Raw genomic sequence first — 14,196 nt, forward strand, 5'->3', positions numbered from 1 at the left:
GGTGCCGATCCGCTCCGGTCCTCCCCGGTCCGGGCCTGCGGGATCCTGCTGTGCCCGCCACGCGAGCAGGGTGACGGACATGACATCCACACAGCGAACCCCTGCTCCTCCCTCCCGCCGCCGCGATCCCGAAGTCCTGCGGGCGAGCGCGATCCAGGACCTCCTGGCGGCTGTCCCCTCCATCATCGGCATCCGGCCGGAGGAGTCCATCGTGGTGGTGCCGTTCCTCGGCACGCGCGCCGGGGGAGGCTTCCGGATCCCGCTCCCGGAGGCACTGCGCGGGAGGGAGGCCGAGGCGCTGGCGGGCGGCTGCGCGGCCGTGATGGAGACGATGCCGCGGGCCACCGGTGTGCTGGTGGTGGTCTGCACCCGTGCGGGCTACGCGGAGGAGCGGGGGATCCCGCATCTCGACCTCGGTCGCGCGGTGCTCCGGTGCCTGGAGCGCACGCGCCTGGACATCGTCGCCGTGGCCTGCATCGCCGCCGACGGATGGGGGCGCTACACGGACGCCGAGGAGTGCCGCAGGCCACGTCCGCTCCTCGAGATCGAGCGGAGCGAGACCGGCGTCCTCGCCCGAGCGGTGGCCGACGAGCCTCTGGACATCGACGCGCTCTCGGTGCTGCCGCCGGTCGCCGAGGCCGATCGCACGCTCGTCGCGGAGGTGCTCCGCCGGCCGCCCCTGGTCGACGACACGGAGCGGCTCGTCGAGCGCTGGCTCAGCGGGCCGCGGGACGTCCGCCGCGAAGGACTGATCGTGCGTACCCTGCAGTCGCCGCCCCTCCGCGACCGGGTGACCGTGCAGATCGCGCGGAACGCGCAGGCGGGGGTCGGTGTGCCACCCGTCGCGGTCGGCGAGGCCCGCGCCGGAACGGACGACGACCACGACCTCGAGCTGTCGGCCCTGCTGCTCGGCAGCGGGCGCGCTCCCGAGCGCGCCCGTCTGGCGCGGGCGACCGGACTCCTCGCCCGTGCTGCCGCGCTGGCGCCGGAGGAGGCGCGCTCCTCCGTGCTCACCGTGCTCGCCTGGTGCTGGTGGGCGAGGGGAGTCTCGAGCCTCGCCGGGCTCCATCTCGACGAGGCGCTGCGGCTCGACCCCGACGACTCGATGGCTCGGCTCTACGCCTCGCTGTTCGCGGCCCGTCCCCTGCCGGACTGGGTGCTCGCCGCCGCTGCGGAGGCCCTCGACGCCGCCGGCGCCTGAGGTCGGGCGCCGGAGCGACGCGCTCACCCGCAGACCTGTCGCCCTTGCGCCGGGGGAGGGTCGGCCCTAATGTGCAACCACATGGTTGTACGAACGGACGCCGACATCGACCTGCTCTTCCGGGCGCTGGCCGACAGCACCCGACGCGACATCGTCGCCCGGGTGCTGGTCGGCGAGCAGTCCGTCTCCGCACTCGCGGCGCGCTACGAGATGTCGTTCGCGGCGGTGCAGAAGCACGTGGCCGTCCTCGAGCGGGCGGCACTCGTCCGCAAGCGGAGGAGGGGGCGGGAGCAGCTGGTGCAGGGCGAGGTCGCCGCAGTGCGGCGGGCGTCGCGCCTGCTCGACACGTACGAGCAGCTGTGGGCGGGGAGGATCGACCGCATGTCGGACCTCCTCGACGAGGAGTGACACCCGCGAGCCGGCCGGCGCGCGGGACCTGCTGGAGGGAGAGGCGCGATGAGCGTGCTGCAGTCCGTGAAGGACATCGAGGAACTGACCCTGACCGTGACCGCCGAGTTCGACGCCGGGATCGAGCGCGTCTGGCTCCTCTGGACGGACCCCCGCCGCCTCGAGCGCTGGTGGGGGCCGCCGACCTGGCCGGCGACCTTCGAGCGGCACGAGCCGGTCGAGGGCGGGCGGAGCGCCTACGTCATGACCGGACCGGACGGCGAGCAGGCACGCGGCTGGTGGCGCGTGACCCGGGTGGAGGAGCCGACGCGGTTCGAGTTCGAGGACGGCTTCGCCGACGAGCGGGGCGACCCGGTCGACGCGCTGGGCGTCACCCGAGCCGCGGTCACCCTCGACGAGATCGAGCAGGGGCGCACGCGGATGGTCCTCAGCAGCCGTTTCGAGTCGGTCGAGCAGCTCGAGCAGATGGTCCAGATGGGCATGGAGGAGGGGCTCCGCCAGGCGATGGGCCAGATCGACGCGATCCTGCTCGAGGGCTGAGACGGCGCCGTCGCGCCGGAGGCATCGGCGCTCGCCGCGCCGAGCCTCCGGGCGGAGGTGCCGCCCGCGCTACTGCTCGGGATCGGTGAGGGCGGCGGCGTAGGCGCGGACGGAGCGCTGGTAGCGGGGGAGTCCCGGGGCCAGCGCCTCCAGCGTGATCCGCAGGGCCTCGTCGACGCGCCCGGCGCTGTGCAGAGCGAGCGCGAGGAACACCTCCCGCGCGGAGCCGACCGCGGGGTGCGCAGCGGCGCCGGCGAGGAGGTCGATCGCCTCGTCGGTGCGGCCGAGGTTCCGGAGCGTCGAGGCGTACTGGATCGTCACCCGTGCCCGCCGCTCGTCGTCGAGGCCGGCGGCGAGGGCGCGCTCGTACTCGACCGCCGCCTCCGCCTCGTGTCCCGCGCTGTCGAGGGCACCGCCCAGCTCGAAAGCGGCGACTCCGTCGTGTCCCGGGTAGCGGGCTGCGAGGACGCGCATCCGCTCGACGACACCGTCCGGGTCGTCCTGGGCGTCGAGGCGTTCGACCGCCGCGAGCCAGAGGGCGAGCGCGTCGGTCTCGGGACGGTCGGGGTCGGAGGCGCGTGTCTCGGTCACGCCTCCGACGCTACCGCGCCCGCGCAGTGCGGCGGAGCGGGGCTACGAGGCGGTCGAGTCGGAGCCGTCGTCGTCCGCCCCGTCCTGGTCGGAGCCGGAGGGGCCCGCTCCGACCGGAGCGGCGCGGCGCCCGGCCTCGATCAGGGCGGTCGACGCAGCCGCTCCGCCGATCAGGGCGAACAGCGCCCATCCGGCTCCCCACTTGCGCTTGCCGATCAGGGCGTCGAACGAGAGCGCGCCGGGACCGTCGGCGACGATCGCGGCCGTCGCCGCGACGAGGACGCCGTTGTACTCCCACCCGCCACTCGCGTTCCACAGGCCGTTGCTCCAGTGCACCTTCCGCACGGCGGTGACCATCGTGGCGATGAGTCCGGCGGCGGCGAGCGGAGTCGCGGCGCCCAGCGCGAGAGCGGCGCCTCCGGCCGTCTCGGTCACGGCGGCGGCGACGGCGTTGCGCCGAGCCGGGTGCATCTCCAGGCTCGACATCATCTGCTCGGTGCCGTCGAGGCCGGGGCCGTCGAACGAGCCCCGCAGCTTCTGCAGACCGTGTCCGACGAAGAGCCCGCCGACGGCGAGACGGAGAACGAGTGAGCCGACCTTCATGGTGACCTCCGGGGTGGGGTGGGGACGTGTAGTGCGAGGGTCCCGGCTGCGCCGCGCCCGGTCAAGGGGTCGCGCCCGGTGAGCGGGCCGCTCGGGAGGGGTGCGCGCTCGGGGAGAGCTCAGAGCAGCGTGTAGGCGGAGGCGTCCATCATCACGGTGCCGTCGGTGCAGACCTGCAGCTCGGCGGGAGCGCGGACCGCGCCGTCCTCCGCGTCGAGGACCTCGGCGACGAGGTACGCGGAGGTCCCGACCGTGCAGCCGTAGGCGCCGGGGGAGTGCCAGGCGACCCGGACGTCCGCCTGGGCGCCCGGTACGAGGATCACGGGAGCGTCGGGGTTCGGGCCGGAGGCGTCGGCGACCGCGCTGATGCGGTTCCCACCGGCGTCGGTCGCGTAGACGCCGGGGATGCCCGCGAGAGCGCAGTCCGAGGAGGAGGTGCTGGTGAGCACGAGGTCGAAGGCGCTGTTCCCGGCACCCGACGCGTCGGGGTCGGGCCGGTACTCCATCGTCAGGTCGGAGCCGGTGCAGCGCGCTGCCGTCGGATCCACGGAGGGAGAGCCGGTCGAGGAGGGCTCGGGAGTCGCCGTGACCGTCACCGTCACGGTCGGGATCGGAGTAGGCGTAGGAGCAGCGGTCGCGGTCGCGGTGCTGGTCGGTGCGGGGAGCGGCGTCCGCGCCGACGGGGCTCCGCCGCTGCCCGCGCAGCCGGAGAGGACGAGGACGAGTGCTGCTGCTGCCAGCGCGGAGGCGCCGGTCCGGTGCGAGAACGTGCTCATGTCCGCAGTCTGCCACCGCCCGGACCGATCGGCCCCCTGGATCCGCGCGCCTGCTCCGAGATCCCGGACAGGGAGACGGTCGCGAACGGGGAGGTGTCCCCGGACGCGGAGGCGGCCTCGTGCGTCGGACGTCCGGAGGTGCCCCTCCTCGCGCCCGCCGCACCGGTGTCGGCGCTAGACGCGGACGACCATCTTGCCGGTGTTGCCGCCCCGCATCATCGACAGGAACGCGTCCACGGCGTGGTCGATGCCGTCGACGACGGTCTCGTCGTAGGCGATCTCGCCGTCGGCGAACCAGCCGGCCATCAGCCGGTTGAACTCCGGCGCGTGGTCGAGGTAGCCGGACAGCGTGAAGCCGCGCAGAGTGAGACCGCGGGTGATGATGTTCGCCATGTTGTCGGGGCCCGGCGTCTTCTCGGTGCTGTTGTAGCCGGCGATCGCGCCGCAGAGAGCCGCGCGGCCGCCGTCGCGGAAGGCGTCGAGCGCCGCCTCGAGGTGGTCGCCGCCGACGTTGTCGAAGTACACGTCGATCCCGTCGGGCGCGGCCTCGGCCAGCTGCTCGCGGACCGGGCCGGAGTGGTAGTCGAAGGCGGCGTCGTAGCCGTACTTCTCCGTCAGCAGGGCGACCTTCTCGGCCGAGCCCGCGGATCCGACGACCCGCTCGGCTCCGAGGAGGCGCGCGATCTGGCCGGCGGCCGAGCCGACGGCTCCCGCGGCGCCCGAGACGAAGACGGTGTCGCCCTCCTTCATGCCCGCGATGGCGGTGAGCCCGACGTACGCGGTGAGACCGGTCATCCCGAGGATGCCGAGGCGGAGCGAGAGCGGCACTCCGGGGATCTCGGGGACGACGCGGAACTGCGACGACTCGGCCTGCACGACGTCTCGCCAGCCGAGCTGGTGCAGGACCGCGCTGCCGACGGGGAACGCGGGATCGTCGGAGACGGTCACCCGGCCGACGGCGCCGCCGGTCATCGTCTCGCCGAGGGCGAAGGGCGGGGTGTAGCTCTTCACGTCGTTCATGCGGCCGCGCATGTAGGGGTCGACCGAGAGGAAGGCGTTCTCGACGCGGATCTCGCCCGCGGCCGGGTCGCCGTACTCGGCGGTCGCGGTCCGGAAGTCCTCGGCGACGGGCCAGCCGTCGGGGCGGCGGACGAGCTGGATCTGGGTGCTGGTGACGGTGCTCATGGGGCCTTTCGTGGTGGTGGAGCGGAAGGGATCAGAGTGCGAGGCCGACGGCGAGCGCGATCACCGCGAGCAGACCCGGAGTCATCTGGGTCAGCGCGGCGCGGCGCTTGGTCGGAGCGGAGAGGAGCAGGACGAGCGCTGCGGCGACCATCGATCCGGCGCCGGCGAACACGAGGGCCGCGCCGACGGCGGTGGCCCCGGTCACGACGGCGACGATGCCGGCCACGGTGACGACGGCGAGGAAGAGGTTGTAGAAGCCCTGGTTGTAGGCCATCTCCTTCGTCGCCTCCGCCTCGCCGGCGGTCGTGCCGAACGTCGAGCGGGCACGCGGGGTCGTCCAGAGGACCGACTCGAGCACGAAGATGTAGACGTGCAGCGCCGCGGCGAGAGCGGCGAGCACCAGTCCGAGAACGATCACGGCGGGCCTCCAGGCGGTTGTCGCGGTGCGGAGGGCTCCGCACCGATTGTGTAACGACCAGTCCACAATATACTGGGACGAGCGGTCCGCGCCAGTGCGGCGCCGCAGCTGTCACCCGTCAGGAGGGGCGCCGTGGGTCGCACGCAGGGCTTCGACACCGAGCAGGTCGTCCGCGCCGCCCGCGCCGTCTTCTGGGAGAGCGGCTTCGAGGAGGCGTCGCTCCCGGACCTGGAGTCCGCGACGGGACTGCGCCGCTCCAGCCTTTACCACGCCTTCGGCAGCAAGCGCGGGCTCTTCGACGCGGCCGTGCAGAGCTACCTCGACGAAGTGGTGCGGCCCCGGCTCGCCCCTCTCGTCGATCCGGGCGGGGCGTCGCCGACGGCGCTCGAGGAGTACTTCACCGGGCTGCGGGCGGCGCTCGCCGACTCCCGCACGCTCTCCGCCCGGAGCGGCTGCCTGCTGCTCAACGCGGCGGGAGCGCCGATCGCGCGCGACGACGCGGTGCGCGAGGTGATCGCCGACTACCGGGCCGAGCTGCTGGGCGCACTGCGCGCCGGAGCTCTGGCCCGCTGGCCCGACGCGCAGGCGTGGGCGTCGGCTCAGGCGGACGTCCTCGTGTCGCTGCTGGTGGCCGCGCTCGTGCTGGCTCGGGTCGATCCGGAGCAGTCGCTCGCCACCGTGGACGCGGCGCTCGCACTGGTTCGGTCCTCCGCGCCCTGACGGCGGCGCCGCGAACGCCGGAGCACCGCCCGCGGGCCGTGCCCGCTGCTCGCACTCGGAGCGCCGGGACGACGGGCACAGCACGACGCCCCCGTGCGCCTCGCGTCCCGGTGGGACGGAGGCGCACGGGGGCGTCGGGCAGGCGGGGTCAGTCGGTGCCGGCGTCGAACGCCGCACCCTCCGAGGCCAGGTCGGTGGCGCGTCCGAGCGCGTCGGCCGCTGCGGATCCGCCGCCCTCGGTGATCGCGTCGGCCTCGCCGATCTCGAGCTCGCCGACGAGCTCGGCGGTCGGACCGCCGACGAGGCCGGCGGCCGCGTACTGCTCGAGCCGCGAGCGGGAGTCGGCGATGTCGAGGTTGCGCATGGTGAGCTGCCCGATGCGGTCCTCGGGGCCGAAGGCGGCGTCGCCGACGCGCTCCATCGAGAGCTTGTCGGGGTGGTAGCTCAGCGCGGGGCCGGTGGTGTCGAGGATCGTGTAGTCGTCGCCGCGGCGCAGGCGCAGGGTGACCTCGCCGGACACGGCCGAGCCGACCCAGCGCTGGATGGACTCCCGCAGCATCAGCGACTGGGGGTCGAGCCAGCGGCCCTCGTACATCAGGCGGCCGAGACGGCGGCCCTCCGAGTGGTACTGGGCGACGGTGTCCTCGTTGTGGATGGCGTTCAGTAGGCGCTCGTAGGCGATGTGCAGCAGCGCCATTCCGGGGGCCTCGTAGATGCCGCGGCTCTTGGCCTCGATGATCCGGTTCTCGATCTGGTCCGAGACGCCGAGCCCGTGGCGTCCGCCGATGGCGTTCGCCTCGAGCACGAGCGCGACGGCGTCCGAGAACTCGACGCCGTTCAGCGCGACGGGGCGGCCGGCCTCGAACCGCACCGAGACGACCTCGGAGGCGATCTCGACCTCGTCGCGCCACGACGCGACTCCCATGATGGGCTCGACGAGCTCGAGTCCGCTGGAGAGCTCCTCGAGGCGCTTGGCCTCGTGGGTGGCGCCCCAGATGTTGGCGTCGGTCGAGTAGGCCTTCTCGGTGGCGTCGCGGTAGGGGAAGCCGCGGGCGACCAGCCACTCCGACATCTCGGTGCGGCCGCCGAGCTCGTTGACGAACTGCACGTCGAGCCAGGGCTTGTAGATGCGCAGGCGGGGGTTGGCGAGCAGGCCGTAGCGGTAGAACCGCTCGATGTCGTTGCCCTTGTAGGTCGAGCCGTCGCCCCAGATGTCGACGCCGTCCTCGCGCATGGCGCGGACGAGGAGGGTGCCGGTCACGGCCCGGCCGAGGGGAGTGGTGTTGAAGTAGGTCTTGCCGCCGGAGCGGATGTGGAAGGCGCCGCACTGCAGGGCGACGAGCCCCTCCTCGACCAGCGCGCTCTTCGCGTCGACGAGGCGCGAGATCTCGGCGCCGTACTGGGCCGCGCGGGAGGGGACGCTCTCGATGTCGGGCTCGTCGTACTGGCCGATGTCGGCGGTGTAAGTGCAGGGCACCGCGCCCTTCTCGCGCATCCAGGCGACGGCGACGGATGTGTCGAGGCCTCCCGAGAATGCGATTCCGACACGCTCGCCCACGGGCAGACTGCTCAACACTTTCGACATGACTCCGATTTTAGGAGGAACGCGGGGTGTGCTCGCGCCGCGGGCGTCCGCTCACCCTGCTTCCGGGGCCGCGAGGGGGTCCGTTCAGACCCGCGGGACGTCGTCGGAGCCCGCGCGCACGCCAGCCGCGGGCAGGAGCACCGTGTCGATCAGGGAGACCAGGTAGTCGCGGTCCACCGGCTCGCGCAGCAGCAGCACCCGGTAGGCGACCATCGAGGGCGTGATCAGCGCCAGCTGCTCCACGTCGATGCCGGCCGCGACCTCGCCCCGCGCCACGGCGCGGTTCAGCAGGAGGCGGTTGGCGCGCGCCCGCGGCTCCACGATCGCGCTGCGCACGGCGTCCGCGAGCTCGGGGGCCTTGGAGATCATCGCGACGACGCCGGACATGATGTGCAGCTTCCGCTCGGCCTCCTCGATCGAGTGCGGCTTGATGAGCGCGATCAGGTCGCCGCGGAGCGAGCCGGTGTCGGGCAGCGACTCCTCCGCGAGGTCGGCTCCCTTGAGGCAGGAGAGGGCGTCGAGGACGAGCTCGGACTTGGAGTCCCACCGGCGGTAGACGGTCGCCTTCCCCGCTCGGGCGCGGGTGGCGACCATGTCGATGGTCATGCCCTCGTAGCCGGTCTCCGCGAGCACGTCGAGGGCGGCGGTCAGGATCTCGCCGTCGCGGCTCGGGTCGCGACGGCGTCCGGGACGCGCGGTCTCGCACGCAGCGGTGGGGGGAGTGGGCGGCGTCATCGCGGCTGCTCCTGTCGGTCTCGGCGGGACCGGCGTGGACCCGCGTGAGGTCCATGCTAAATGAAGAACTCCGCAGTTCCGGAACTGTTCGGTCTCGTATATGGTCGAGCCCATGACCCAGACCTCCTCGCAGCCGCAGAGCGCCGCCCCCGCGGCCCCGGCTCGCCCGAACCGCCGCTGGTGGACCCTCGTGGCCGTCGGCCTCGCCCAGCTGATGGTCGTCCTCGACTCGACGGTGGTGAACATCGCCCTCCCGGCTGCGCAGGCCGACCTCGGCTTCTCGGACGGCGACCGCCAGTGGGTCGTCACCGCCTACTCCCTCGCCTTCGCCAGCCTGCTCCTGCTCGGCGGGCGCCTCTCCGACCTGCTCGGCCGCAAGCGCACCTTCATCATCGGCCTCGTCGGCTTCGCCCTCGCCTCCGCCCTGGGAGGAGCCGCCCCGAACTTCGAGCTGCTCATCGCCGCCCGGGCGCTGCAGGGGGTGTTCGGAGCGCTCCTCGCTCCGACGGCGCTCGCCGTGCTGACCACGACGTTCACGATCCCGAAGGAGCGGGCGCGCGCGTTCGGCGTCTTCGGCGCGATCGCGGGTGCCGGCGGTGCCGTGGGCCTCCTCCTCGGCGGAGTGCTCACCGAGAGCTTCGACTGGCGGTGGAACCTCTACATCAACGTGGTGATCGCGGTCGTCGCGGTGATCGGCGCGATCGTCTTCGTTCCGGCCATCGACCGCACCGGGCCGCGCCCGAAGCTCGACGTGCCCGGCACGATCCTCGTCTCCGCCGCACTGTTCGGGCTGGTGTTCGGCTTCGCCAACGCCGAGACCGACGGCTGGGACTCGCCGATGACCTGGGTGCCGCTCGCCGCCGCCGTCGTGCTGCTGGTCGGCTTCGTGCTGCGCCAGCGCACCACGGAGCACCCGCTGCTGCCGCTGCAGATCGTGCTCGACCGCGACCGCGGAGCCGCCTACTTGTCGGTGCTGATCGCGGGAGCCGGCATGTTCGGCATCTTCCTGTTCGTCACCTACTTCCTCCAGGTGTCGCTGGGCTACTCGCCGATCCAGACCGGCCTCTCGTTCCTGCCGATGATCGGGATGCTGGTGCTCGCCGCGCAGGTCTCGACCAACCTCCTGCTGCCCCGCCTCGGCCCGAAGATCATGGTCCCGTCCGGAATGGTCCTCGGCGTGATCGGCATGCTGCTGCTCACCCGCCTCGACCTCGACAGCGCGTACGCCGCCGACGTGCTCCCCGCCCTGATGGTGCTCGGCTTCGCGATGGGCTCGATCATGCCCGGCTCGATGCAGACGGCGACCCGCGGAGTGGACATGCGCTTCGCCGGGGTCGCCTCGGCGATGGTCAACACGAGCCAGCAGGTCGGCGGCTCGATCGGCACAGCGCTGCTGAACACGCTCGCGGCGACCGCGGTGACCGACTACCTCGCCTCGCACGCTCCGGCGACGGCGACCACGGTGGCGGAGGCCGCGGTGCAGAGCTACGCGGTGGCGTACGGCTGGGGCGCGGGATTCTTCGCCCTCGGCGCGGTGCTGTCGGTGCTGCTGTTCCGCCGCAGGTCGGACGCGATCGCGACGACTCCCGGGGCGGAGCCGGTGATCGCGCACTGAGTCCGATCCTCCGGAGCGGACGGGTCCTTCCGAGGTCTCGTCCGCTCCGTCGTCTCCTGGACATGTCGGCGTGTTGCGGTCGCGATCCCGGCAGGCGCGGGCCGTCAGTAGCGTCGGGGGATGCCCGAGACCCTCGACATCGGCCACCTGCGCACGCTCGTGGCGATCGCCGACTGCGGCGGCTTCGGGCGCGCGGCCGTCGCGCTGCACATCAGCCAGCCGACGGTGTCGCAGCACGTCCGCACCCTCGAGCGCCGGCTCGAGCGCACCTTCATCGAGAAGGTGGGGCGCAAGGCCCGCTTCACCCCCGCCGGTGAGCGCCTCCTCGTGCAGGCCCGCCGCATCCTCGCCGTCCACGACGACGCGCTCGAGACCCTCGATGCGGCGAGCGAGAACCCGCTCGCCCTCGGTCTCACCGAGCCCGCCGCCGAGCAGCTGCTGCCCCGGCTGCTCGAGACGCTGCGCCGCGCCTTCGACGACCGTCCGCTCACCTTCTCGCTCGAGCGCTCCACCCGTCTCGCGGAGGCGGTGGCCCGCGGGGTCGTCGACCTCGCGGTCATCCTCGGGGTCGGCGGTGACCTGCCGGGCCGCCAGATCGCGACGCTGCCGCTCGACTGGTACGCGGCGCCGGGCTGGCAGCCCGCCGAGGGCGCCCCGATCCCGCTCGTCGCCTACTCCGAGCCGTGCGGGATGCGCCAGCGCGCTCTGCAGCAGCTCGGAGCGTTCGGGCACGAGGTGCGGGTGGTCGCCGAGTCCGCGGGGCTCGAGGGCGTGATCGCTGCGGCGAGAGCGGGCATCGGAGTCGCGGTGCTGCCGACCTCGCACCAGGGCGCCGTCGCCGACGGACTCGAGGCGCGGCGCGACCTGCCCACTCTGGGCTCGGTGAACCTCCGGCTGGTCTCGCGCCGCGGACTCGCGCCCGATGTCGAGGACACGGCGCTCGCCGCGCTCGTCGAGCTGTTCGGCCCGTCCCCCATCAGGACGCCGCTGCGCGAGGTCCGCTCGTGAGCACGCTCGAACATGACGAATTCTTACCAACGATCGGGTTCGCCGATCGGAACGCATCCGGAATCATCGTTGGACGCCGCGGGCTCGCCGCCCGTAGCGTCGACGACATGACCTCCCCGCGTGCCCTCGTCTCGACTGCGCCCTCCGGCGCGGTCCGAGCGGCGCGCGTCGACGCAGCGGACGGCCGGATGCGCCCGGGCCGAATGCCGGTGGGCGGGAACCCCTTCGCGTCGGTGCGCGGATGTTCCTGTCCAGCCTCTCGCTGACCGCCCGGTGCTGACGTCTCCGCGTCGCCCGCACTGACGCTCCCGCGTCGCGCTCTCCGACCGACGCGGCGGACTCCGCCGCACGCGACCCGCGCTCCTCGAGCAGCGCCGTCGACCTCCCTCCTCCGGGCTGCTCCGCCGTGCCCGCGAGCTCTTCTCCGCGCCCTCGCGCACCTCCTGTCGAAAGGACACCACCATGGCCGTCGAGTTCATCTCCGCGATCAACGTCAACAGCTCCAACGAGGTCAACGGGCTCACCCAGCCCGGCATCGACGTTGCCTACCTCCGCCGCTACTCGCGGATCCTCGAGGACGGCGGCTTCGACTACACGCTCGTGCCCTACGGTTCGGCCGGGCACGACCCGTTCACCATCGCCGCCGCGGTCACGCAGTACACCGAGCACCTGAAGCCGATCGTCGCGCTCCGCCCGAACACGATCTACCCGACGGTCGCCGCCAAGGCGCTCGCGACGCTCGACCAGCTCTCGAACGGCCGCGCAGTCGTGCACTTCATCGCCGGAGGCAACGACCACGAGCAGGCCCGCGAGGGCGACCGCCTGACCAAGGTCGAGCGCTACGCCCGCCAGGAGGAGTACATCCGGATCCTCCGGCAGGTCTGGTCGGCCACGGAGCCGTTCGACCACGAGGGCACCTACTACCGCTTCGAGGACTTCGTCTCGCGGGTGCGGCCGGTGCGGGGGAGCATCCCCGTCTCGGTCGGGGGCTCGAGTGACGAGGCCTACCGTCAGGGCGGCGCGCTCGCCGACATCTTCGGGCTCTGGGGCGAGCCGCTCGCCGACACCCAGCAGCAGATCGACCGGATCGCCGACGCCGCACTCGCGGCCGGCCGCCCCGACACCCCGCGCACCTGGGTCACCTTCCGGCCGATCATCGCGCCGACCGAGGAGCTCGCGTGGGAGAAGGCGCACCGGATCCTCGGGATCCTGCAGGGGCGCTCGGCCGCGACCGCCGACCCGAGGAAGGGCCTGTGGGTGCAGACGCCCGATGCGAACGGTCCGGCTAACGTCGGCTCGCAGCGCCTGCTCGACATCGCGCGCCGCAAGGATCTGCACGACCGCGCCCTCTGGACGCCGACCGCGACCGCGACCGGAGCGCAGGGCGCCTCCACCGCTCTCGTCGGCACGCCCGAGACCGTCGCCGCCGCGATCCTCGACTACGTCGACCTCGGCGCCGATCTGATCTCGATCCGCGGCTACGACAACCTGAACGACGCGGTCGACTACGGGCGCCACATCATCCCGCTCGTCCGCGAGGAGCTCGCGCACCGCGAGGTCACCGGCCGCCGCGGCGAGATCGTCGCGCAGCCTCCGCTCGAGAGCACCGAGCTGATCGGAGCGAGCGCGTGACGCTGCTCGACACGCCCGCCCGCGTCACCCCCGACCTCTCGGACCGGGCGCTCGCCCGGCTCACCGCCCGCCTCGCCGAGACCGCCGAGCGCTACGACCGCACCGCCCAGTTCCCGTGGGAGGGGATCCGTGCCGTCCACGACGCGGGACTGCTCACCGTCGCGGTCGGCACTCGCTACGGCGGCACCCCGCCCTCTACTCTCGACCTCGTCCGGATCTTCGGCGCGCTCGGTCAGGGCGACCCGGCGGTCGCGCTGATCTCGGCGATGACCGTGCTGCAGCACGCTGCGCAGGACCGCGGCGCGACCTGGCCCGACGGGCTGTACCGCCGCGTCCTCGCCGACTCCGCCGAGCGCCCGGTGCTGCTGAACGCGGTGCGGGCCGAGCCCGAGTGGGGTGCCCCCGCCCGCGGCGGTCTGCCCGCGACGACGATCCGTCGCGACGGCGACGAGTGGGTGCTGGAGGGACGCAAGGGCTTCGCCACCGGCTCCGAGGGGCTCGCCTACCACCTGGTCTGGGCGGTCGACCTGCAGGGCGCCTCGGGTGAGCCCGAGCTCGCGCACGCGATCGTCCCGGGAGATGCTCCGGGCGTCCGGATCGAGAAGACGTGGGACCACCTCGGCCAGCGCGCCTCGAGCACGCACGACGTGGTCTACGAGCAGGTCCGCCTGCCGTTCGAGCACTTCCGCGGCACCCCGCGCTCGCAGCTCGCTCCGGAGGCGGGAGCGGGCGGAGGCTTCGGCCTCGCGGTCGCGGCGCTCTACGTGGGCGTCGGGCGGGCGGCGCAGAGCTTCTTCGTGCGGTTCGCGAACGAGCGGATCCCGACCTCGCTCGGGCGTCCGATCGCGACGACGGAGCGCATCCGCTCGGTCGCCGGCGAGATCGAGGCGCAGCTCGTGCAGGCCGAGGAGGTGCTGCTCTCGCTCGCCGCCCGCGTCGACGCGGGCGATCCGACGGCCGCCGAGCGCCTCGTCGTCGGCAAGCTGCTCGCCACCCGCTCGGCGATCACGGCGGTCGAGACCGCCGTCGCCGCCCTCGGCAACCCCGGACTCACGCGGCACAACCCGCTCGAACGCCACCTGCGCGACGTCCTCGCCTCGCGCGTGCACCCGCCGCAGGACGACGCCGCCCTCCTGATCGCCGGCACGCGCACCCTCGCCGCCGCCGCCCACTGACTCC

General features: G+C 73.2%; 15 protein-coding genes. 8 read left to right on the plus strand and 7 right to left on the minus strand.

Annotated features, from left to right (window positions below; genetic code table 11):
- The first annotated feature begins 79 nt into the window (after positions 1–79).
- The 3 genes from C5D44_RS06645 to C5D44_RS06655 all read left to right on the plus strand — a co-directional run bounded on the left by C5D44_RS06645 (position 80) and on the right by C5D44_RS06655 (position 2,149).
- The gene (locus tag C5D44_RS06645) at positions 80–1,201 is read left to right on the plus strand and encodes a DUF4192 family protein (RefSeq protein ID WP_104281196.1); all 1,122 of its coding nucleotides are present in this window, start codon (positions 80–82) and stop codon (positions 1,199–1,201) included.
- An 81-nt stretch (positions 1,202–1,282) separates the two neighbouring features.
- Positions 1,283–1,609 (plus strand): metalloregulator ArsR/SmtB family transcription factor, encoded by a 327-nt coding sequence (locus C5D44_RS06650; RefSeq protein WP_104281246.1) that lies wholly within the window; start codon positions 1,283–1,285, stop codon positions 1,607–1,609.
- Between the two features lie 48 nt (positions 1,610–1,657).
- Positions 1,658–2,149, plus strand: a complete 492-nt coding sequence (locus tag C5D44_RS06655) for an SRPBCC domain-containing protein (protein ID WP_104277593.1) — start codon at positions 1,658–1,660, stop codon at positions 2,147–2,149.
- 69 nt (positions 2,150–2,218) lie between these two features.
- Here the strand turns inward: C5D44_RS06655 and C5D44_RS06660 are convergent, their stop codons facing one another.
- The 5 genes from C5D44_RS06660 to C5D44_RS06680 form a co-directional block, all read right to left on the minus strand.
- Positions 2,219–2,740 (minus strand): tetratricopeptide repeat protein, encoded by a 522-nt coding sequence (locus tag C5D44_RS06660; RefSeq protein WP_258065046.1) that lies wholly within the window; start codon positions 2,738–2,740, stop codon positions 2,219–2,221.
- A gap of 42 nt (positions 2,741–2,782) precedes the next feature.
- Positions 2,783–3,343 carry a DoxX family protein gene (locus tag C5D44_RS06665; RefSeq protein WP_104281197.1) on the minus strand — a complete coding sequence of 187 codons (561 nt, stop codon included), beginning with the start codon at positions 3,341–3,343 and terminating at the stop codon, positions 2,783–2,785.
- A 119-nt stretch (positions 3,344–3,462) separates the two neighbouring features.
- Positions 3,463–4,119: a DUF4232 domain-containing protein gene (locus C5D44_RS06670; RefSeq protein ID WP_104281198.1), complete on the minus strand. Its 657-nt coding sequence runs from the start codon at positions 4,117–4,119 to the stop codon at positions 3,463–3,465.
- 174 nt (positions 4,120–4,293) lie between these two features.
- Positions 4,294–5,304 carry an NADP-dependent oxidoreductase gene (locus C5D44_RS06675; protein WP_104281199.1) on the minus strand — a complete coding sequence of 337 codons (1,011 nt, stop codon included), beginning with the start codon at positions 5,302–5,304 and terminating at the stop codon, positions 4,294–4,296.
- 31 nt (positions 5,305–5,335) lie between these two features.
- Positions 5,336–5,722 carry a DUF1304 domain-containing protein gene (locus C5D44_RS06680; protein ID WP_104277589.1) on the minus strand — a complete coding sequence of 129 codons (387 nt, stop codon included), beginning with the start codon at positions 5,720–5,722 and terminating at the stop codon, positions 5,336–5,338.
- Positions 5,723–5,854: 132 nt separating this feature from the next.
- On the opposite strand from C5D44_RS06680, the gene C5D44_RS06685 reads away from it, so the two are divergent.
- On the plus strand, positions 5,855–6,442 hold the full coding sequence (locus C5D44_RS06685) for a TetR/AcrR family transcriptional regulator (protein ID WP_104281200.1): 588 nt from the start codon (positions 5,855–5,857) through the stop codon (positions 6,440–6,442).
- A gap of 148 nt (positions 6,443–6,590) precedes the next feature.
- Here C5D44_RS06685 and argG read toward each other — a convergent pair whose 3' ends face one another.
- Together argG and C5D44_RS06695 are read right to left on the minus strand one after the other, a co-directional pair.
- Positions 6,591–8,027: an argininosuccinate synthase gene (argG, locus tag C5D44_RS06690; protein ID WP_104222545.1), complete on the minus strand. Its 1,437-nt coding sequence runs from the start codon at positions 8,025–8,027 to the stop codon at positions 6,591–6,593.
- Between the two features lie 84 nt (positions 8,028–8,111).
- Complete coding sequence (locus C5D44_RS06695) at positions 8,112–8,762, minus strand: TetR/AcrR family transcriptional regulator (RefSeq protein ID WP_104281201.1); 651 nt, start codon at positions 8,760–8,762, stop codon at positions 8,112–8,114.
- Between the two features lie 112 nt (positions 8,763–8,874).
- Here C5D44_RS06695 and C5D44_RS06700 point away from each other — a divergent pair, with 112 nt between their 5' ends.
- The 4 genes from C5D44_RS06700 to C5D44_RS06715 all read left to right on the plus strand — a co-directional run bounded on the left by C5D44_RS06700 (position 8,875) and on the right by C5D44_RS06715 (position 14,192).
- A complete protein-coding gene (locus C5D44_RS06700; RefSeq protein ID WP_104281247.1) occupies positions 8,875–10,377 on the plus strand; it encodes an MFS transporter in 1,503 nt (500 codons plus the stop codon).
- Between the two features lie 120 nt (positions 10,378–10,497).
- Positions 10,498–11,385, plus strand: a complete 888-nt coding sequence (locus C5D44_RS06705; RefSeq protein ID WP_104276490.1) for a LysR family transcriptional regulator — start codon at positions 10,498–10,500, stop codon at positions 11,383–11,385.
- 462 nt (positions 11,386–11,847) lie between these two features.
- A complete protein-coding gene (locus C5D44_RS06710; RefSeq protein WP_104281202.1) occupies positions 11,848–13,017 on the plus strand; it encodes an LLM class flavin-dependent oxidoreductase in 1,170 nt (389 codons plus the stop codon).
- On the plus strand, positions 13,014–14,192 hold the full coding sequence (locus tag C5D44_RS06715) for an acyl-CoA dehydrogenase family protein (protein WP_258067898.1): 1,179 nt from the start codon (positions 13,014–13,016) through the stop codon (positions 14,190–14,192). The genes C5D44_RS06710 and C5D44_RS06715 overlap by 4 nt, the downstream gene beginning before the upstream one ends.
- The last annotated feature ends 4 nt before the right edge of the window (positions 14,193–14,196 follow it).

The organism is Rathayibacter sp. AY1B5 (assembly GCF_002932795.1).
GTDB lineage: Bacteria > Actinomycetota > Actinomycetes > Actinomycetales > Microbacteriaceae > Rathayibacter.